The organism is Pseudooceanicola profundus (assembly GCF_054919315.1).
The window spans coordinates 4,265,731-4,284,535 of the sequence record NZ_CM142898.1 but is presented as its reverse complement, the minus strand read 5'-3'; the positions used below and the strand labels follow the sequence as shown (position 1 = coordinate 4,284,535).

The window sequence follows — 18,805 nt, the reverse complement described above, 5'->3', positions numbered from 1 at the left end:
ACGCCTTTTGCGCCTTGCCGTGGGAGGTTATCGGATCTGCCGGGGAGGGGAAACTGGTAACTGGCCAAACCGGCGGCGCGGCGCTAGCTTGCCCGGCGACAGTCCGGACTGGGAGACAGCACATTGGAGAACGCGACGTGACCACCCCCGCAGATCTGAGTTTCCTCGCCACCGATCTCGACAGCATCGCCACGGCGAAGGGCCGCGTGGCGCTGCTGGTGCCGGAACAGGGCAAGATGGATTCCGCCGCCCGCCGTCTGAACCGCCTGACCAAGGGCGCCATCGCCCGTCTGCTCGACAGCGATGCCTTTGCCGCGGCCAAGCCCGGCGATGTCACCACGCTGGCCTGGCCCACCGGGCTGGAGGCGGAGGCGATCGACGTGGTCTACCTGCCCAGGACGGCCCCGCAGGAGGCCGCGCGCAAGGCCGGTGCCGCCCTCGGTGCCAAGCTGGGAGGGGCGGGGCTGCTGGTGCTGGCGGGACCTGTGAAACGGGTCTCGGACGTGGCGCTCGGCATCCTGCTCAAGGCCTATGGCTACGACGCGCAGAAGACCAGGAAATGCGATCCCCTCGGCCCCGTGCGCATCATGTGCAAGACGCCGGCGGAGGTGGACACCGCCGCGCTGACCGCGCGGGCCGCGGGCGTCTTCTTCACCCGCGATCTCGTGAACGAACCGGCCAACGTCCTCACCACCACCGAATTCGCCGCCCGTCTGGAGGCGCTGCGCGCCACCGGGCTGGAGGTCGAGGTGCTGGAGGAGGACCAGTTGGCCGCGCTTGGCATGGGCGCGCTGCTGGCGGTCGGGCAGGGCTCCGACAGCCCGTCCAAGGTGGTCGTCATGCAGTGGAAGGGCGCGGGCGACGCGGCCCCGCTGGCGCTGATCGGCAAGGGCGTGGTCTTCGACACCGGGGGCATCTCGCTCAAGCCCGCGGGCGGCATGGAAGACATGACCATGGACATGGGCGGCGCGGGCACCGTGGCGGGCGTCATGAAGACGCTGGCCCTGCGCAAGGCCAAGGCCAATGTCGTGGGCCTCGTCGGGCTGGTCGAGAACATGCCCTCGGGCAATGCCACCCGTCCCGGCGACGTGGTCACCAGCATGAAGGGCGACACGGTCGAGGTGATCAACACCGATGCCGAGGGGCGCCTCGTGCTCTGCGATGTCATGTGGTACGCGCAGGAGCGGTTCAAGCCGGTCGGCATGGTCGACCTCGCCACGCTCACCGGCGCGATCATCATCGGGCTGGGGCATGAGAACGCGGGCGTCTTCTCCAACGATGACGGCTTCTGCGGCCAGTTCCTCGACGCGGCCAAGGCCGAGGGCGAGGCCGCGTGGCGGATGCCGCTGGGGCAGGCCTACGACGACCAGCTGAAGAGCCGCGTGGCGGACATGAAGAACGTCGGCGGCCGGCCCGCGGGCTCGATCACCGCGGCGCAGTACCTCAAGCGCTTCGTCAAGGACGAGACGCCGTGGATTCACCTCGACATCGCCGGGGTTGCCTCGCTCAAGACGCCCTCGACGCTGGCGCCCAAGGGCGCGACCGGCTGGGGCGTTCTGGCGCTCGACCGGCTGGTGGCGGACGGGTTCGAAGCCAAAGATGGGTGAGGCCTATTTCTACCACCTGACGCGGCAGCCCCTCGAGGAGGCGCTGCCGCGCCTGCTGACCATGGCGCTGTCGCGGGAGTGGCGGATCGCCGTGCGCGCGCAAGACGGGCGGCGGCTCGACTGGCTGGATCAGCGGCTCTGGATGGGGCGGGACGAGGACTTCCTGCCGCACGGCATCGCGGGCGGGCCCCACGACGCGCTGCAACCTGTGCTGCTGACCACCGGCGCGCCCGCCAATGATCCCGCGTGCCTGATGGCCGTGGACGGCGCCGAGGTCGCTGCGGAGGAGGTGCGCGCGATGGAGCGGGTCTGCATCCTCTTCGACGGCATGGACGAGATGGCCGTGGACCACGCACGCGGCCAATGGAAGGCGCTGACCGGCGCGGGCTGCGGCGCGCAATACTGGTCGGAAGAGAGCGGCAAGTGGGAGCAGAAGGCGCGCAAAGAGGCCGCGGGCTGACTGTCCGAGGCTCAGGTTTTGCCTTCGTTGCGGCCTTCAGGTGTTTGATTTCAAATCAAGAATGTCGCGTGCGGCGAGGGCAATCCGATCCACGTCCTTGCTGCTGGGGCGCAGGCCCGCGACCACCTCGTGCAGCGGTACCCATGCGGCGTCATGCACGTCGTCTGCCGCCTGCGGCACGCCCGCGACCCAGTCGCAGAGCACCGCCACCAGCAGAAAGTGGAACCGCACTGCGCCGCTCTCGTCGCGTTCGATGATGTCGAGCGCGTCGATCATCTGCCGGGGCGTGGCAGTGACGCCGGTCTCCTCCAGCAGTTCCCGCGCGGCGGCCGCCTGCACGGTCTCGCCAAGGTCCACATGGCCCCCAGGATAGCCCCAGAGCCCCGCATCGGGCGGGTTTCGACGGCGCACCAGCAGCACGTCATCGCCCCGGATCACGACGGCGAGCGCGGCGAGGCGGGGATGGTCATGCATGGCGGGCCTTTCCGGCGGCGGAGGATACGGAGGCGAAGGGTGCGGCCTCAGCGGGTCAGGGTCAGCGCGCCGTCCCGGATCTCGATGGTCGAGAAGCGCTGAAGGTAGGACATGCCGAGCAGCGAGTGCCGGGTCTCGGAGTCGTTCACCCAGGCCTCGAAGCCGCGGTCCACGATGCTGGGACCAAGCGCCACTTCGTCGAGCCGCACCGGCGCGATCCGGATCTGCCCGTTGGCGGTGACGGCGGTGGAGGAATAGATCAGGTCCGAGGGTCTGATGCCGATCCGGGTCGCGTCCTTCTGGGTGAGGACCATCTCGGAAGCGCCTGTATCCACGAGGAAATTCACCGGTGTATCGTTGATCGACAGGGTCATGTAGTAATGCCCGTCACGCGCGCGCGGCACCTGGATCACGGCCCCGCGTTGGAGCACGGATTGCTGCGGGGTCCAGCTCGACTGGATGTCCTGCCAAAGCCCGATGCCCGCCACGACCGCCACGAAGATCAGCACCCAGGCTGCCATCTGCCTGAGCATCGCGTGGAACTGGCCGCGCCGGTGCAGCAGCATCCAGCCCAGCAGGGCGATCAGCAGGACGACAAGGTAGTAGAAGCGCGGCTCGAGCGTCTGGGGCATGGGGGTCTCCGGCGGGGTTTCCCGAATATAGGCGCTGCAGCCGCCTGGCGCCAGTCAAGGGGGCCAGTGACCGGGCATCTGCCCTGTGGCATCCGCCACGAGGGCCCCGTTTCAGGGCCCGGTCACGGGGATCACCGGGGTCTAGAGCGACAGCCCGTAAGCTCTCAACCCGTCGAGGACGAATTGCACCGAGAGCGCGGCCAGCAGCATCCCCAGCAGCCGTGTCACCACGTTGATGCCCGTCCGGCCGAGGACCCGTTCCAGCAGGCCCGTGGTCATGAAGAGCAGGAAGACCACCATCAGCACCGCCAGCGTCACCCCCAGAACCATCACCGTCCCCAGCACGCCGGGTTTCTGACCGGCCAGCAGGATCACCGTGGCGATGGCGCCGGGCCCCGCGATCAGCGGCGTGGCGAGGGGGAAGACCGAAGGGTCGGGGCGTTCGTCGGCCTGATCCTCGCGTCGCTTGGCGCGCCGTTCGAAGAGCATGTCGAAGGCGGTGAGGAACAGCAGCAGCCCGCCCGAGATCCGGAAGGCGGGCATGGAAATGCCCACGAACCCCAGGACCTGCTCGCCGAGGAAGGCGAAGACCACCAGCACCAGCAGGGCGATTCCGCAGGCGCGCAGCGCGATGGCGCGGCGCTCATGCGGGTGCTGGCCCTGGGTCAGCGCGGCAAAGAGCGGCGTCAGCCCGATCGGGTCGATGATCACGAAGAGCGTGACGAAAGCCGTGATGAGGAAGGCGCTGTCCATGGGGCTCCCGGCGGGTCTTGAGCGGAACGAGGGCCCGGATAAAACGGGCCGGTCGGACCCCGCCACCGGGCGGAGCCGCGTCATAGGACCATGCGGTGACGGATTCGTGAAGCCTGTCGGCGCGTCAGGGCGGTGGCCGGGGCTGCGCCAGGGAGCGCGCGCTCAGGGAGCGCCGACCACAGAGACCGTCAGCGCCCGGGTCTCGGGACGCGTCAGCCGGCGAGGCGGCGGCGGGCCTGCGAGACCGGCAGGAGCGGGCCTGCGGGGCGCGGCGCGGGACCCATGATCCGCAGGATGCGCTGCATCATCTCGCGCGGCAGGTCGGCCATCACGGTGTCGCCGGGCCAGAACGTCTCGCAGGGGAGGCCCTCGGCGAGGATCACCGCGTGATCGCGGGTGACGACATGCACGTAGCGCACGGAGAGCCATCCGCGCATCGGCCCGATCCGGGGCAGCACGCTGAAGGCCCGCGCCGGGGCAAGGGCGCCGCCGGGCAGGCGGACGCGGTGCTGCGGCGACAGGACGAGATCGCGCCGGGGCAGGTCATCGCCCATGGCGCCCGCATGGATGCGGATCGGGGCGTCGCCGTTGTGCCCGCTCAACCGGCTCTGCGCGGTGAGCACCAGCTCGACCCGCGTGGTGCCGCCATCGGCCAGCTTCAGATACATCCCCGGGCGCAGCGCCTCGACCGGCATCTCGCCCCGGGTCGTCTCGATCCGTGTGCCGGTCGCGAAACAGGCGGGGCTGGTGGCATCCGCGTAATAGTACTGGCCATGGGACCCGTCGAGGTTGCTGACCACGGTCAGCGGCTCTCCGTACGGGGGCGCCTCGCCCTGGATCACGAAGCCATGGGCGGTGAAGGCGTCATCGTTCAGCGAGACGAATTGCAGCGTGTACTGGTTGCCGACACTGTCCTCGACGATGATCTCGTACTCGGCCTCGATGATCGTGCCATCGGACCACATGATCCCGTTGATCTCCTGTGCGCCGGCGAGGGTCTGGTCGGTGCCCTGGTCGTCGTCGAAGGAGGCGTCGACGTCGTTCACCTGCAGCAGCCGGCTTTCGGCGCCGGGCGTGATGGTGACGGTGCTGGTGCCCCAGTCGAACTGGTAGCCGCCGTTGTCATTGAAGCCGTCCGGATCATCGGTCGAGATCCAGTCAATATCAAAGAACGCAAGATCGAAGGTTGGCATCGTGGATGGTTGCCTGCTGTTCTACCCGTTTTCGCCCCGACCTTGTGACGGCCTTGTCTGGTGGCGCCCCGCAAGCATCGTTAACTGCTTGGGATTTACAAACAATTATTGAATGCCGCCGGGGTGTCAAGCGGGGGGCGGGCCGCTTGCGGCGCGCTGTTGCACGCTCACCATGACGTGAAATCGCGTCACGCGACTTGTGTCGTCGTGATTTTTCGATATATCGAGACTCGATTTTAGATATATCGAAACCTGTGGACATGGAGAGGCAGATGCGACATCGGCAGAGGGTCTTGGGCGGTATGGCACCGCTGGCCCGGGGGGCAGAGGGCGGCGGCCGCGGGCCGGGCGAGGGGCGGCATGGCCGGCATGGCGGAGGTCATGGCGGTCCTCACGGCGGTGGGCAGTCAGGGCGGCACGGTGGTGGCGGACGGCGCGGCAAACGTCCGATGGACTATGGCGAGATCCGTTTGCTGCTGCTCTCGTTGCTGACCGAGGGGCCGCGCCATGGCTACGAGCTGATCCGCGCCGTGGAGGAACTCTTCGGCGGCAGTTACACGCCGAGCCCCGGGGTGATCTATCCGACCCTGGCCTGGGCCGAGGACATGGGCTTTGCCGTGGCGATGACCGAAGGCACCCGCAAGACCTACGAGCTCACGGAGGCCGGCCGCGCGCACCTGGAGGAGCAGCAGCCGGCGCTGGAGGGGCTGCGCAGCCGGATCGGCGGCATGGCCGGATCGGGCCGGGCCGGGGTGCCGCCCGTGGTCATGTCGGCCATGGACAGCCTCAAGGCGGCCCTGCGCCAGCAGTTCCGCGGCCGCAGCTGGACCGAGGCGGATGCCGCCGAGATCGCCGCCGTGATCGAAAGCGCCGCGGCACAGATCGCCGCGTCCTCCAAGACCGATCCCCAAGATACCTGACACGTCAAAGGACAGACCATGACCGAAACCCCCATTCAGACCGCCCTGACCACGTCCACCCCGACCCTGCGCCGGCGCGCCGAGATCCCGACGCCCCAGGCCAGCCGCTACCTTCAGCAGCTGTGCAAGCACTTCCAGCACAAGATCCCCGTCACGTTCGACCCCACCGAGGGCAGGATCGAGTTTTCCATGGGGATCAGCGAGTTGCGCGCCGAACCTGCTGTATTGGTTCTGGAGGTCGTGGCCCGGGACCCGGCGGATTTGCCCGCACTCGAAGACGTGATCGCGCGGCACCTTGTGCGCTTCGCCTTCCGCGAGGAGATTGCAATCACCTGGTCGGACGCCTGAGCGCCCGACCGGCTCTCTCCCTGCGGGCCTTCTCTTGGGCCCGCCGCTGCTGCTCAAGCCGCCGCCAGACGCAGCTCTCCCAAAGCCCTGCAAGGAGGCCGCTTTGAAATCCCCGTTCTCTCCCCTTCATTCCCTCGCTCTCGGCATCACGGTGCTGGCCGGTCCGGCATTTGCCACCGACCACGAACCGCTGGTCGAGGCCGCCGCGGCCAAGCTCGGCCTGACCGAGATCCGCATCTTCCCCAAGGGCCCGCATATGCCCGACCTCCACGGCCGTCTGCCCGACGGGATCGAGGTCGAGGTCGACGTGCGCCGTGACGGCTCCATCGAGGAGATCGAAACCGAGGAGCGCGCGGGTTTCACGCTCGGCAGTGTCGAGAGCCTGCTGCACCCCGACATGCTGACCGGCGCCCCCTGGGGCCCGGAGGCGCGGTTCTACAAGATCGAGTTCGACGACGACGGCGAGATCGAGATCGAGGGCATCGACGGCAAGTCGCGCCGATTCGAGGCCGAATACGGCCGCGGCGGACGGCTGCGCGAGTTCAAGTACGACGATTGAGGTCAGGGGGCGGGCGCTGGCCGCTTGCGGCCAGTGCCACGAGGCCAGTGTCACGACGCCGGTGCCATGATCCTGGTGTCGCGGAACCAGTGTCGCGAGTCTGGTTTGCCGAGGGCCGTGTTCCGAGCCCCGTGTCCCCAGGCCCAGGTCACGAAGGAGGGGCGCGGCAGCTGGCGGGCTGCGGCGCCGCCCCTGCTTTCCTGAGTGCGCCCGGATACGGCATCAGGAATGGGGTGCATCAGGCGGCCGACTTGGCCTGAGAGGGCGCGTGCCGCCGCATCATGTCGCCACAGCCGCCGCAGCGGCGAGGAACGGCGGGGGCCTCAGGCCTCCGCCGAGTCCAGTTTCTCGAGCGCGCTCATCCAGAGGCCTTCGGCGCGCTCCAGCGCGTCCATGACCTCGGCATACTTCTTGTTCCAGACTTCCAGCTCGCCGACCTTCTCGCTCTCGTAGAGCGCGGGATCGGCCAGCTTCTTGGCCAGCTTGTCGCGCATCTCGTTCAGCTTGTTGACGCGCTCCTCGCCCTTGCGGACCTCGGCCTTCAGCGCCAGCATCTGGTCGCGGGAGGGGCGTTTCGGTTTCGGCGCCTCCTCCTTGGCCGGTTTCGCGGGCTTGTCCGGGGTCAGCAGCATGCGGCGATAGGCTTCGAGGTCATCCTCGTAGGGCGTGACCTGTCCGTCCTTCACCAGCCACAGCCGGTCCGCCACCAGCGAGAGCAGGTGCATGTCGTGGCTGACGAGGATCACCGCGCCGGTATAGGCGGTCAGCGCCTCGACAAGGGCCTCGCGGCTTTCGATGTCGAGGTGGTTGGTCGGTTCGTCGAGGATCAGCATATGCGGCGCGTCCAGCGTCGCCAGCAACAGCGAGAGCCGCGCCTTCTGCCCGCCCGAGAGGCGGCCGACCTCTGTCTCGGCCTGGTCCGCGCCAAGGCCGAAGCCTGCAAGGCGCGCGCGCAGCTTGGCCTGCTGTTCGCCGGGCCGCTCGCGCTGGATGTGCTGCAGCGGGGTTTCGTCGATGTGCAGCTCGTCGACCTGGTGCTGCGCGAAGAAGCCGACGCGCAGCTTGGACGAGCGCGTCATCTTGCCTTCCATCATCGCCAGCCGGTCGGACAGCATCTTGGAGAGCGTCGACTTGCCCTCGCCGTTGCGGCCCAGCAGGGCAATCCGGTCGTCCTGGTCGATGCGCAGGTTCAGGTTGCGCAGGATGACGGTCTCGCCATAGCCGGTCTTGCCGCCTTCGACGGCAAGGATGGGCGGCGAGAGCTCTTCCGGTTCGGGGAAGGTGAAGACCGTGCGCGCCGCATCCTCTGGCGCGGTGATCCGGTCCATCTTCTCCAGCATCTTGACCCGGGACTGCGCCTGTTTCGCCTTCGAGGCCTTGGCCTTGAACCGGTCCACGAAGCTTTGCAGGTGGGCGCGGCGCGCCTCTTGCTTCTTGGCTTGCGCGGCCTGCACGGCGCGCTGTTCGGCCCGCTGGCGGGCGAACTGGTCATAGGGGCCGGTGTAATAGGTGAGCGAGCGGTTCTCGAGATGCAGGATCGCGCCCACGGCGCGGTTCAGCAGCCCGCGGTCGTGCGAGATGATCAGCACCGTATGCGGGTATTTCGCGAGGTAGCTTTCCAGCCAGAGCGCCCCCTCGAGGTCGAGGTAGTTGGTCGGTTCGTCGAGCAGCAGCACGTCCGGCTCGGCAAAGAGCACGGCGGCAAGTGCCACGCGCATCCGCCAGCCGCCCGAGAAGGCGGAGCAGGGCATCAGCTGCTCTTCGGCGGTGAAGCCGAGGCCGCGCAGAATGGCGGAGGCGCGGCCCTCGGCGCTCCAGGCGTCGATATCGGCCAGCCGGGTCTGGATATCGGCGATGCGGGCGGGGTCGGTCGCGGTCTCTGCCTCGGCCATCAGGGCGGCGCGTTCGGTATCGGCGGCCAGCACCGTGTCCAGCAACGAGACCTCGTTGCCCGGCACCTCCTGCGCGACGCCGCCGATGCGGGCACGCTGCGGCAGCGAGATGGTGCCGCCCTCCAGCGCCAGCTCGCCCCGGATCAGGCGGAAGAGCGTCGTCTTGCCCGCCCCGTTGCGGCCGATGAGGCCGACCTTGTGGCCCGCGGGAATGGTGGCCGAGGCCCCTTCGAACAGGGGGCGGCCTTCGACGGAATAGGTGATGTCATCAATGCGCAGCATGATGCGCGCAATGCCTGAACGCCGGGGGACGGTCAATGGGGCGCGCGCGGGCACGGCACGGCGCAGAAGAATTTTCGAAAATTCTTGCCAAAAATCTTCGAAGATTTTTGCAGCGCGTGGGGCGGGGGGCTGCCCGGCAGTGAGGGCGGGCAGCGGCCGCGGCCGGATGCGAGGCCCTGCACCCGGTCCCGAAGAGGCGCGGTGCGCGAGGGGCTGTCCGGAAAATGCGCATTTTCCGGTCCGTTTTCTTCGCAGAGAACGGGCAGGGCGGCGCATGGGGCGCCCGGGTTCCTGTCCCGCCTGCACACCCCTCTGCACACCCCTGTGCACCGGCCCCGGGAGGTTTCGTGCACGGATGCCCTTGACCTCTGCCCGGTGAGGGTAACATCTAGGGGCAGTCAACCCATTCCAAGTAAAGGGGGCCCTCTCATGGCTTTTGAACTTCCCGATCTTCCTTATGCCCACGACGCACTCGCCGACCTCGGCATGTCCAAGGAAACGCTGGAATATCACCACGATATCCACCACAAGGCCTATGTCGACAACGGCAACAAGGCGATCGCCGGTACCGAGTGGGAAGGCAAGTCCGTCGAAGAGATCATCAAGGGCACCTACGACCCCAAGGCCGTCGCCCAGAACGGTATCTTCAACAACGCCTCGCAGTTCTGGAACCACAACCAGTTCTGGGAAATGATGGGCCCGGGCGCAAGCGCGATGCCCTCCGAGCTTGAAAAGGCGATCACCGAGTCCTTCGGTTCGGTCGACAAGTTCAAGGAAGATTTCTCCGCCGCAGGCGCGGGCCAGTTCGGCTCCGGCTGGTGCTGGCTGGTGAAGGACACCGACGGGTCGCTGAAGGTCACCAAGACCGAGAACGGCGTGAACCCGCTCTGCTTCGGCCAGACTGCCCTGCTGGGCTGCGACGTGTGGGAGCACTCCTACTACATCGACTTCCGCAACAAGCGTCCCGCCTACCTGTCGAACTTCCTCGACAAGCTGGTGAACTGGGAAAACGTCGCCTCGCGCATGTGAGGGCGTGGAGTGCTGCCGGCGCGCCTGCCGCGCCGCAGCATCGAGACGTCTATGCCAAAGTCCCCCGTGCGGAATGCCGCGCGGGGGATTTTTCTTTTGGAACCGTGGCTTTACGGGCGCGTTTTCTCCCTGAAGCCCCCGCGGACCGGGGGCATCGAGAAGGAGGAACCAAGATGGCAGAGCGAGCCAGATCCCACGATCACCGCCGCGAGACCGAAGAGGTTCTGGGTGTCCCCCCGGAAGAGATCGACACCCCCTCGGCGGAGGGCCGCGAAGGCGGCGAGATACAGCGCAAGGTCGGCACCCGCGACGAGCTGAAGCGCGTCACCGAGAGGGGCCAGACCGCCCCCAAGGCACAGGACCAGAGCGGCAGCGGCGACAAGGAGGGCGTGTGATGAGCGATCCGATCAAACTTCCCGAAGGCGCATGGGTCCTCGTGGCCGATGGTGAGAAGGCGCTGTTCATGCGCAACGTGACCGACGCGCAGGATCCGATGTTCGAGATCGTCCGCGAGAAGAAGCAGGACAATCCGCCGGACCGCGAGCAGGGCACCGACAGCCCGGGCCGCAAGGCGGATACCGGGGTCGGCCAGCGATCCGCCATGGAGGAGACCGACTGGCACCAGATCGCCAAGGAACGCTTCGCCGACGAGATTGCAGAGCGGCTCTACAAATACGCCCATGCCGGGCGCTTCGACCGCATCCTGCTGATCGCGCCGCCCGCGACCTTGGGCGACCTGCGTCAGAAACTGCACAAGGAAGTCACGGCGCGCGTGGTGGGCGAGATCCCCAAGACGCTCACGAACCACCCGCTCGACCAGATCGAGAAGCTGCTGAAGCGTGAGCTGAACGAGGCGGCCTGACGGTCGCACCAGACTAGACCGTGCCAGCCTCGACCGTACCCGTGGCGCCGCCCGCCTCACGCGCGGGCGGCCTATCGGCTCATCGGGTGCCGCGTGCGGGAAGGGGGCACAGCACCTTTCGGACGGGTTTTCGGACCGGGCCTATCGGCTAGACCAAAGTCGGGCAGGAACCTCTTGCCCGGCTTTTCGCATCTGGCACCTCTCCTTGCGCGCGTCGTCCATCACCTCGAAGCCACGACTGGTGCCGCCGCGTTTTGCGGCGCCCACCGTGGCGCTCATGAGGCCTCCCCAGAGCTGCGGACGGGATAGGGCGGGCGAACGAGGCAAGGCGCACACCAAAGCCTCGACCGGTCCCGCTGACGAAGCCCGTCGATCCGGACCCATCCCCCGGGACACATGCTTTGGCCCCGCCTCAGCCCAGCTTCGCCTGCAGCGCGTGCATCAGCTGCGGCACATCCGGCGCCACCTCGACCAGCGTGGCAAGGCTCTCTCCGGCAAAGCCCTCGCGGATCACGTGATCCAGAAGTCCGCTCAGCGGGTCCCAGTAGCCGCGGGTGTTCAGTAGCCAGATCGGCTTGTCGTGCAGCCCCAGCTGGCGCCATGTCAGCACCTCGAAGAACTCGTCCAGCGACCCGGCACCGCCCGGCAGGACCACGATGGCGTCGGAGTTCATGTACATGACCTTCTTCCGCTCGTGCATGTTCTCGGTCACGATGAACCGCGTCAGATCGGTCTTGCCGACTTCCAGCGTCATCAGGTGGGTCGGGATCACGCCGAAGGTCTCGCCGCCCGCGCCCTGTGCGGCCCGGGCCACGATGCCCATCAGCCCGACGTCGCCCGCGCCGTAGACCAGGCGCCAGTCGGCCCCGGCAAGGGCGGTGCCGAGGGTCTCGGCCGCCGCGGCATACTCCGGGTGCACCCCGGGACGCGAGCCGCAAAAGACGCAGACGGAGGCGCGGGCCATGGCAATTCCTTTCGAAAGCGGGATCAAGGGCTTTTGACCCGTGATAATCCTGTTGGTATATGTGCTCAACCGGGGATGACGTGTCCGTGAGGCACGAAGGGGAAGACATGGGGAATTCGATGAACACGGGCGGCTGGCCCGTCTTTGCAGGCGTTGCCACCGTGGCGGTGGCCGGGGTCGTGATCGTGGGCTACGGCCTGCTGTCCTCGTCCCCGACGCAGACCCCTGCGGCGAAGGCGCCCGCCACCGCCGATGCGGCCGCGCCTGCGGCCAACGATACCCCCGTGACATCTCCGACGGACAGCGCATCCACCGCGTCCCGGGCCCCGGTTGCGACGTCGCCCGACATCGCCCCCTCCGCCCCCCAGAGCGATGCGCCCGCCGCCCCGGTGGCCGGCACCCCCCCCGAGGCGGGCTCCGGTATCGCCGCGGCGACGGGAGATGTGGCGCCCGCAGCCGGCCAGCCGGCCAACCCGACTGCCACGGGGGAACTGGCGGGGGATCTGCCAGCCCCGCCGCGCTTTGACGTGGTGCGGGTGGAGGCGGACGGCTCGACCCTGATCGCCGGCAGCGCGGCGCCCGACTGGCCGGTCGCGGTGCAGCTCGACGGGGCCGAGATCGGCCGCGGCACCGCTGGCGCGGATGGCAAGTTCGTCACCTTCCTCGACCTCGCCCCCAGCGATACCCCCCGGGTGCTGACGCTGGTGATGTTCGCACCCGGCGCCGGGACCGAGGTCACCTCGACCGACCAGGTGATCCTCGCTCCCGGCCGTGCGCCCGCGCAGCCTCAGATCAGCGCCGCCGCCCCGGCGGCAGGTCCCGCCGGCACCGCCGGCCAGGCGCCCATGCTCACGTCCCCGGGCCCCGATGGCAACACCGCCGCCAACCCCGCGGCCCTCGCCATGACCGGGCCTGAAAATGCCCCCGCTGCCCAGACCGATCCCACGGCCCCCCAGACCAGCGGCGCCCCCGCGGCGCCCGCCGCGGGCGCCAGCACCGAAACCGCGCCCACCCTCGCAGGCGACGCCCCGTCCGCGCCGGACCCCCGTCCCGAGCCTGCCGCGCCGACCGTCCTTCTGGCCGGCGCACAGGGCGTCCGCGTGCTGCAGAGCGCCGAGGCCCCGCCCGAGGTGATGGACAGCGTCGCCCTCGACACGATCAGCTACGACGCGGCGGGCGACGTGCAACTCGCCGGACGCAGCCCCGATGGCGGCTTCGTGCGGGTCTATATCGACAACCGCCCGGTCTCGACCTCCCGCGTGGCCGAGGACGGGAGCTGGGCCATTGCCCTGCCGGAAATCAACCAGGGCCTCTACGAGTTGCGCGTCGATCAGGTCGATGCCGAGGGCAACGTCCAGAGCCGGATCGAAACCCCGTTCCAGCGCGTCGCCGCCGCCGACCTGCCGCCCTCGGGCGTGACCCAGGTGACGGTCCAGCCGGGCTCGACCCTCTGGGCGCTCGCGCGGGCGAAATACGGCGAGGGGATCCTCTACGTCCGGGTCTTCGAGGCCAACCGCGACCGCATCCGCAACCCAGACCTGATCTACCCCGGGCAGGTCTTCACCATGCCCGCCGCCCAGTAAGCCTGCGCCCTGGCCTTCCCTGCGGCCTTCCCCGTGACCTTCCCTGTTACCAGCCCGATGACCTTGCCCGTCTGAGCTCCGCCTTCCGGGCCGCCCCGTCCATTTTCGTTTCCCAAGTATCCTCGGGGGGAGGGCGCAGCCCGGAGGGCAGACAGCCCCCCGCGCCCCATCCCCACGCACCGCGGCCGGACGGCCCCCCCTGGCCAGACGGCCCGCCATCTCCGCCCACCCCCACCACACCGCCGCGCACCCCGCCTGCCAGTCTCATCTGCCAACCCTGCCGCCTTATTTCGACAGCTGTTGAAATATCCTCCGCCATCCCTTACGACGACCGCGCCCCCGGGTGCCCCGCGGGCCACGGCAGCGAAAGGCGACCCATGCGCAAGACCCCCTCCGGAAACGTCGAGGAGATGCCCGAAAACGGGCGCGAGATCCTCCGCAAGGCCTTTCCCTACCTCTGGCCCGCCGACAAGCCCTGGGTGAAGCGGCGCGTGGTCATCGCGCTGACGATCCTGTTCCTGGCCAAGGTCATCGCCGTCACCACGCCCTTCTTCTTCAAGGCGGCCGTGGATGCGCTCGCGGGCGAGGGCGACAGCGCCACCTGGCTGCTCGGCGTGGGCGCGGTGGCGCTGACGATCTTCTACGGGCTCACCCGGCTTCTGAACGTGGGCTTCCAGCAGCTGCGCGACGCGGTCTTCGCCAAGGTCGGCCAGCGGGCGCTGCGCCAGCTGGCGATGGAAACCTTCACCCATATCCACCGGCTCTCGCTGCGCTTCCACATCCAGCGCCGCACCGGGGCGATGTCGCGGATCATGGAGCGTGGCGTGAAGGGCGTGGACTTCCTGCTGCGCTTCCTGCTCTTCAACATCGGCCCGCTGATCGTCGAGCTGGCCATGGTGGCGGTGATCCTCTGGATCGCCTTCGACATCTGGTATCTCTTCGTGGTGGTGGTCACCGTCACGCTCTACGTCGCCTTCACCTTCAAGGTGACCGAGTGGCGGGTGAAGCTGCGCCGCGAGATGAACGAGCAGGACAACGACGCCAACCAGAAGGCGATCGACAGCATGCTCAACTACGAGACCGTGAAATACTTCAACGCCGAACAGCGCGAGATCGGGCGGTACGACAGCGCCATGGCTGGCTACGAGCGCGCCGCGCTGATGACCTCCTATTCGCTCTCCTTCCTGAACTTCGGCCAGAGCCTGCTGATCACCACGGGCCTCGTCATCGTCATGATCATGGCCGCCATCGGGGTCGAGAACGGGCAGCTCACCGTGGGCGATTTCGTCATGGTGAACGCCTACATGCTCCAGATCACCACGCCGCTGAACTTCCTCGGCTCGGTCTACCGCGAGATCCGGCAGGCGCTCGTGGACATGGGGCAGATGTTCCACCTGCTTGAACAGCCTGCCGAGATCGAGGACAAGCCCGACGCCAAGCCGCTGAAGGTCACCGGCGGCACGGTGGAACTCGACAACGTCGAATTCGCCTACGACCCGACGCGCCCGATCCTCAAGGGCATCTCCGTCACCGTCCCCGCGGGCCGGAAGGTCGCCATCGTCGGCCCCTCGGGTGCGGGCAAGTCGACCATCGGGCGGCTGCTCTTCCGCTTCTACGAGGTGACCGGCGGGGCGCTGAAGATCGACGGCCAGGACGTGCGCGACGTGACGCAGGACAGTCTCCACGCCGCCATCGGGATCGTGCCGCAGGACACGGTGCTCTTCAACGACACGATCCGCTACAACATCGCCTACGGCCGTGAGAATGCCACGGCCGAGGAGGTCGAGGCCGCGGCCCGTGCCGCCCAGATCCACGACTTCATCCTGACGCTGCCGGACGGCTACGACACGATGGTCGGCGAACGCGGGCTCAAGCTCTCGGGCGGCGAGAAGCAGCGCGTGGGCATCGCCCGGACCCTGCTGAAGGACCCGCCGATCCTGCTGCTGGACGAGGCGACCTCGGCGCTCGACACCCAGACCGAGGCCGGCATCGGCGAGGCACTCGCCCACGCGGGGCGCGGCCGCACCGTTCTCGTGATCGCGCACCGCCTCTCCACCGTGGCGGACGCCGACATGATCGTCGTGCTGGAGGCTGGCCTGGTGGTGGAACGCGGCACCCATGCGGACCTTCTGGCCCGCGGCGGCAAATACGCCGCCATGTGGAACAGCCAGCGGGCCGAAGACGCGGCCTGACGGTCTGGACATGAGTACTTTGGGAAAGATGAAGCCCCGCCCGTGGAAATAGAGAAGGCCCCGGTGAGACGGATCACCGGGGCCTTCTCATTTCCGTTTCCCAAATATCCCCGCCGGAGGCCAGAAATCTCCTGCGCGACGCCGCCTCACGCGCGGCCTCGGACGCCCTCTCAGACGGCGGCTTCGAGCGCCTTGATGATCGGCGAGAACTGCGCCTCGGTCAGGCTAGCGCCCCCGACGAGGGCGCCGTCGACGTTCGAGATGGCAAAGATCTCCTCCGCATTGGCCGCCTTCACCGAGCCGCCGTAGAGCAGCCGGACGGAGCGTCCCACGCCAGGGCCGAAGCGGCGTTCCAGCCGGGCGCGGATGAAATCATGCACTTCGCCGATCTGGTCGGGAGTGGGGGTCAGGCCGGTGCCGATCGCCCAGATCGGCTCGTAGGCCACCACGAGGTTCAGGCCCGTCGAGCTGTCGGGCACCGAGAGCGAGAGCTGCGCGCCGATGATGTCGAGCGTGTCCTGCGCCTCCCGCTGGTCGAGGGATTCGCCGAGGCAGATCACCGTCATCAGCCCCGCGGCCTGCGCGGTGCGGGCCTTGATGCGGATGTCGTGGCTTTCCTCTTCGTGGTCCTCGCGCCGTTCGGAATGGCCGAGGATCACCGCTGTGGCACCCGCGTCCACCAGCATCGGCGCCGAGATGTCGCCGGTATGGGCGCCGTCGGTCTTGGCGTGGCAATCCTGCCCGCCGAGCGCGATGGGGCTGTTGCCCACCAGAGACTGCGCCGGGCTCAGCAGCGTGGCGGGGGGACAGATCAGGATATCGACGGCGGGATCGGGATGGGCGTCGCGCAGGGCCTCCAGCTCCGAGAGCGCGGCCTTGGTGCCGTTCATCTTCCAGTTGCCCGCGGCGAGTTTCCTGCGCATTTCAATCCCTTCCTGCCTTTGGCCGTCCCCTCTGGGGGCTGCCGTTCGGGGGCATCTTTCGAGGCTTACGGCGGCGCGGTCAAGGCTGGTAGCGCCCCAAGTGACGGCGCGGCGGGCAGCAGGCGGGGCCTGCGCGTGTCTTGCGGGCGGATTGCGGCCTGCGGTGAGGGAAACGGGGCGCGTGCCGGTGCCAGGGGGCGATCGGCCCCTGCGTGTCGGTCCGGGGGGCCGGGATGGGGCGATCCCTATCTGGGCCTGTCCCGGGGTCCGTATTGAAGCCTGCCTTGAGGCCCCTCTCGGGGCTGCTCCGGACAGGCGTTTCAGCCCGCGGCTTTCGCCTTCCGTGCGGCCTTGCGGGCCTTTTCGGCGCGTTTTTCCAGCGCGGCGGCGAGGGCCGGTTCCACCGCCATGCGGGCCCAGTCCAGCGCCTCGTCCGGATCGTCGAGCGCGCTTTCGGGCAGGGCCATCCAGCTGGGGATCACGCGGGTGATCTCGCCGCGGGTATATGTGAAGGGAAAGCTGCCCGCGGCCTCGAAGGCGGGGCGCGTGGCGTCGTCGGCTTTCATGTAGACCGTGCCGGAGGAGGCGATCATAGCGATCATCGCATCCTCGTCGAGGAAGAGCCCGGCGCCGGAAAACATCCGCTTGACCCGAAGCGGGCCGAGCGGATCGAAAAGTTCGAGCACGTGGTCGAGGAACTCGCGCTCGACCGCCATCACATGTTGGCGAACTTGATCGACTCGCCGCAGCCGCAGGCCTCGGACACGTTCGGATTGTTGAACTTGAAGCCCGATTCCAGCAGCGAGGTCTGGTAGTCGATCTGGGTGCCGAAGAGGAACATCTGCGCCATCGGGGCGATCATCACCCGGGCGCCGTCCTGTTCCACGACCTCGTCCATCGGGTCGACCTCGGTCACGTAGTCCATGGTGTATTCCATGCCTGCACAGCCGCCCTTCTTGACGCCGATGCGCAGGCCCTGATGGCCGTCACGGCTCATCAGCTTGGAGATCTGGCTGGCCGCCGCGGGGGTGATCGTCACGGCCTGTTTGCCGGGAATGCCGAACATGGGAGGGATCCTTTCGTACCTTCCCGTCAATGTAAGGTCACTGGGCGCCGATCTCAAGCGGCGGAAGCAGCGCCAGCAGCTTGGCACTCCCGTAGGCGACAAGGATCGCCCAGAGGAAGGAGGCCAGCGTGCCGATGATCACGTATTCCGCCGTCCGCTGGTCCCGGGTGGCGGTGCCGAAGCGCAGGATCGACTTGGCCGCCACGAGGAAGCCGACGCCGAGCGGCTGGTTCAGCAGGATCAGCGCGTAGATCATCCCGCGCTCCAGCTGGCCGATGAGCCGCCCGCCGTTGCGCAGCCCGTTGTTGCGCACCCGCATCGCATGGGGACGCATCAGCAGGCCGACGGCAAATTCCCCGGCCCGGATCGATAGCACCGCCCCTGCGACGAGCACCATGAGCGGCAGCAGCCAGGGCGCCCCGGCCCAGGGCCCCGCGGCCCAGAGACCGGGCCAGAGCCAGGCGACCCCCGCGAGTGTGACGAGGTGCGCGCCCTGATCCCAGAGGAAGGCCGCCAGACCGCTGGACTTCGAGGCCAGTTTCACCGCGTCGATGGCGAGGTGCAGCCCGGTGAGGATCAGGAGCGCCGGCGCGGCCCATTGCCCGGTCGCCGCCTGCGCCGCGATCAGGACGAGGAGCCCGTGCAGCAGGAAGGCCAGCGGACGCGCCTTGTTGCGCGCGATCCAGTCGGTCTGGAGCACGAAATCGGCGATCACATGGGCGAAGAGCAGCGCGGCGAAGGTCTCGATCATGGGGCGAAGCTGGCCTCTTGCCGCAGGGCGGGCAAGGGGAATGTGCCGGGGGCGCTGAAATCAGGTTTGGGGGCCTGATCCGCGCGTATCAGGGTTGAGGGACTGAGCTAAGGGGCCGTGAGGTGAGAGGCGGTCAAAGGGGAGGTGGTCTGCGGCGGGATCGGGCGAGGGACGACGGCGGGGACAGCGTGCTTCGGCCAAAGGGCCATGAACGGAAGACGCCGTGGCGAAGTCGGGCCGCTTGGGTCGCCTTTGGTGGGGCATAGGAAATGACGGGCCCCGGTGCAGGGCCCGGCGCCGGGGGGTATTCTCGGT

General features: G+C 68.3%; 20 protein-coding genes. 10 read left to right on the top strand and 10 right to left on the bottom strand.

Features of this window, described 5'->3' with window-relative positions:
• The first annotated feature begins 137 nt into the window (after positions 1-137).
• Positions 138-1,607, top strand: coding sequence for a leucyl aminopeptidase (locus tag ACX9MO_RS19570; protein ID WP_462213067.1), 1,470 nt, complete (start codon positions 138-140; stop codon positions 1,605-1,607).
• Positions 1,600-2,067, top strand: a complete 468-nt coding sequence (locus ACX9MO_RS19565) for a DNA polymerase III subunit chi (RefSeq protein ID WP_462213066.1) — start codon at positions 1,600-1,602, stop codon at positions 2,065-2,067. The genes ACX9MO_RS19570 and ACX9MO_RS19565 overlap by 8 nt, the downstream gene beginning before the upstream one ends.
• A gap of 36 nt (positions 2,068-2,103) precedes the next feature.
• On the opposite strand, the gene ACX9MO_RS19560 is transcribed toward ACX9MO_RS19565, so the two are convergent.
• The 4 genes from ACX9MO_RS19560 to ACX9MO_RS19545 all read right to left on the bottom strand — a co-directional run bounded on the left by ACX9MO_RS19560 (position 2,104) and on the right by ACX9MO_RS19545 (position 5,119).
• Positions 2,104-2,541, bottom strand: a complete 438-nt coding sequence (locus ACX9MO_RS19560) for an NUDIX hydrolase (RefSeq protein WP_462213065.1) — start codon at positions 2,539-2,541, stop codon at positions 2,104-2,106.
• A 47-nt stretch (positions 2,542-2,588) separates the two neighbouring features.
• Complete coding sequence (locus tag ACX9MO_RS19555) at positions 2,589-3,173, bottom strand: retropepsin-like aspartic protease family protein (RefSeq protein WP_462213064.1); 585 nt, start codon at positions 3,171-3,173, stop codon at positions 2,589-2,591.
• A 141-nt stretch (positions 3,174-3,314) separates the two neighbouring features.
• Complete coding sequence (locus tag ACX9MO_RS19550; RefSeq protein WP_222490229.1) at positions 3,315-3,926, bottom strand: MarC family protein; 612 nt, start codon at positions 3,924-3,926, stop codon at positions 3,315-3,317.
• A 212-nt stretch (positions 3,927-4,138) separates the two neighbouring features.
• Positions 4,139-5,119, bottom strand: a complete 981-nt coding sequence (locus tag ACX9MO_RS19545) for a Hint domain-containing protein (protein WP_462213063.1) — start codon at positions 5,117-5,119, stop codon at positions 4,139-4,141.
• Between the two features lie 449 nt (positions 5,120-5,568).
• On the opposite strand from ACX9MO_RS19545, the gene ACX9MO_RS19540 reads away from it, so the two are divergent.
• From ACX9MO_RS19540 to ACX9MO_RS19530, 3 genes are all read left to right on the top strand, one after another.
• Positions 5,569-6,039, top strand: a complete 471-nt coding sequence (locus tag ACX9MO_RS19540) for a PadR family transcriptional regulator (protein WP_222490227.1) — start codon at positions 5,569-5,571, stop codon at positions 6,037-6,039.
• An 18-nt stretch (positions 6,040-6,057) separates the two neighbouring features.
• Entirely contained in the window at positions 6,058-6,387 is a 330-nt protein-coding gene (locus ACX9MO_RS19535) for a DUF2218 domain-containing protein (protein WP_462213062.1), read from the top strand.
• A 103-nt stretch (positions 6,388-6,490) separates the two neighbouring features.
• Positions 6,491-6,946, top strand: a complete 456-nt coding sequence (locus ACX9MO_RS19530) for a hypothetical protein (protein ID WP_462213061.1) — start codon at positions 6,491-6,493, stop codon at positions 6,944-6,946.
• 323 nt (positions 6,947-7,269) lie between these two features.
• Here ACX9MO_RS19530 and ACX9MO_RS19525 read toward each other — a convergent pair whose 3' ends face one another.
• Positions 7,270-9,120 carry an ABC-F family ATP-binding cassette domain-containing protein gene (locus tag ACX9MO_RS19525; RefSeq protein ID WP_462213060.1) on the bottom strand — a complete coding sequence of 617 codons (1,851 nt, stop codon included), beginning with the start codon at positions 9,118-9,120 and terminating at the stop codon, positions 7,270-7,272.
• Positions 9,121-9,549: 429 nt separating this feature from the next.
• Here ACX9MO_RS19525 and ACX9MO_RS19520 point away from each other — a divergent pair, with 429 nt between their 5' ends.
• From ACX9MO_RS19520 to ACX9MO_RS19510, 3 genes are all read left to right on the top strand, one after another.
• A complete protein-coding gene (locus ACX9MO_RS19520) occupies positions 9,550-10,149 on the top strand; it encodes a superoxide dismutase (protein WP_222490223.1) in 600 nt (199 codons plus the stop codon).
• Between the two features lie 173 nt (positions 10,150-10,322).
• Positions 10,323-10,544, top strand: coding sequence for a hypothetical protein (locus tag ACX9MO_RS19515; RefSeq protein ID WP_462213059.1), 222 nt, complete (start codon positions 10,323-10,325; stop codon positions 10,542-10,544).
• On the top strand, positions 10,544-11,011 hold the full coding sequence (locus tag ACX9MO_RS19510) for a baeRF12 domain-containing protein (RefSeq protein ID WP_222490221.1): 468 nt from the start codon (positions 10,544-10,546) through the stop codon (positions 11,009-11,011). Before ACX9MO_RS19515 ends, ACX9MO_RS19510 begins: the two co-directional genes overlap by 1 nt.
• 412 nt (positions 11,012-11,423) lie before the next feature.
• Here the strand turns inward: ACX9MO_RS19510 and ACX9MO_RS19505 are convergent, their stop codons facing one another.
• Positions 11,424-11,975: an LOG family protein gene (locus tag ACX9MO_RS19505; RefSeq protein WP_462213058.1), complete on the bottom strand. Its 552-nt coding sequence runs from the start codon at positions 11,973-11,975 to the stop codon at positions 11,424-11,426.
• 107 nt (positions 11,976-12,082) lie between these two features.
• Here ACX9MO_RS19505 and ACX9MO_RS19500 point away from each other — a divergent pair, with 107 nt between their 5' ends.
• Together ACX9MO_RS19500 and ACX9MO_RS19495 are read left to right on the top strand one after the other, a co-directional pair.
• Complete coding sequence (locus ACX9MO_RS19500) at positions 12,083-13,558, top strand: LysM peptidoglycan-binding domain-containing protein (protein ID WP_462213057.1); 1,476 nt, start codon at positions 12,083-12,085, stop codon at positions 13,556-13,558.
• Between the two features lie 377 nt (positions 13,559-13,935).
• Complete coding sequence (locus ACX9MO_RS19495) at positions 13,936-15,750, top strand: ABCB family ABC transporter ATP-binding protein/permease (protein WP_462213056.1); 1,815 nt, start codon at positions 13,936-13,938, stop codon at positions 15,748-15,750.
• Between the two features lie 170 nt (positions 15,751-15,920).
• Here the strand turns inward: ACX9MO_RS19495 and tpiA are convergent, their stop codons facing one another.
• The 4 genes from tpiA to ACX9MO_RS19475 all read right to left on the bottom strand — a co-directional run bounded on the left by tpiA (position 15,921) and on the right by ACX9MO_RS19475 (position 18,490).
• The gene (gene tpiA / locus ACX9MO_RS19490; RefSeq protein WP_462213055.1) at positions 15,921-16,673 is read right to left on the bottom strand and encodes a triose-phosphate isomerase; all 753 of its coding nucleotides are present in this window, start codon (positions 16,671-16,673) and stop codon (positions 15,921-15,923) included.
• Between the two features lie 320 nt (positions 16,674-16,993).
• Complete coding sequence (locus ACX9MO_RS19485) at positions 16,994-17,389, bottom strand: TfoX/Sxy family protein (protein ID WP_462213054.1); 396 nt, start codon at positions 17,387-17,389, stop codon at positions 16,994-16,996.
• Positions 17,389-17,739: a HesB/IscA family protein gene (locus ACX9MO_RS19480; protein WP_222490216.1), complete on the bottom strand. Its 351-nt coding sequence runs from the start codon at positions 17,737-17,739 to the stop codon at positions 17,389-17,391. Before ACX9MO_RS19480 ends, ACX9MO_RS19485 begins: the two co-directional genes overlap by 1 nt.
• 37 nt (positions 17,740-17,776) lie before the next feature.
• A complete protein-coding gene (locus tag ACX9MO_RS19475; protein WP_462213053.1) occupies positions 17,777-18,490 on the bottom strand; it encodes a DUF3307 domain-containing protein in 714 nt (237 codons plus the stop codon).
• Positions 18,491-18,805 lie beyond the last annotated feature (315 nt).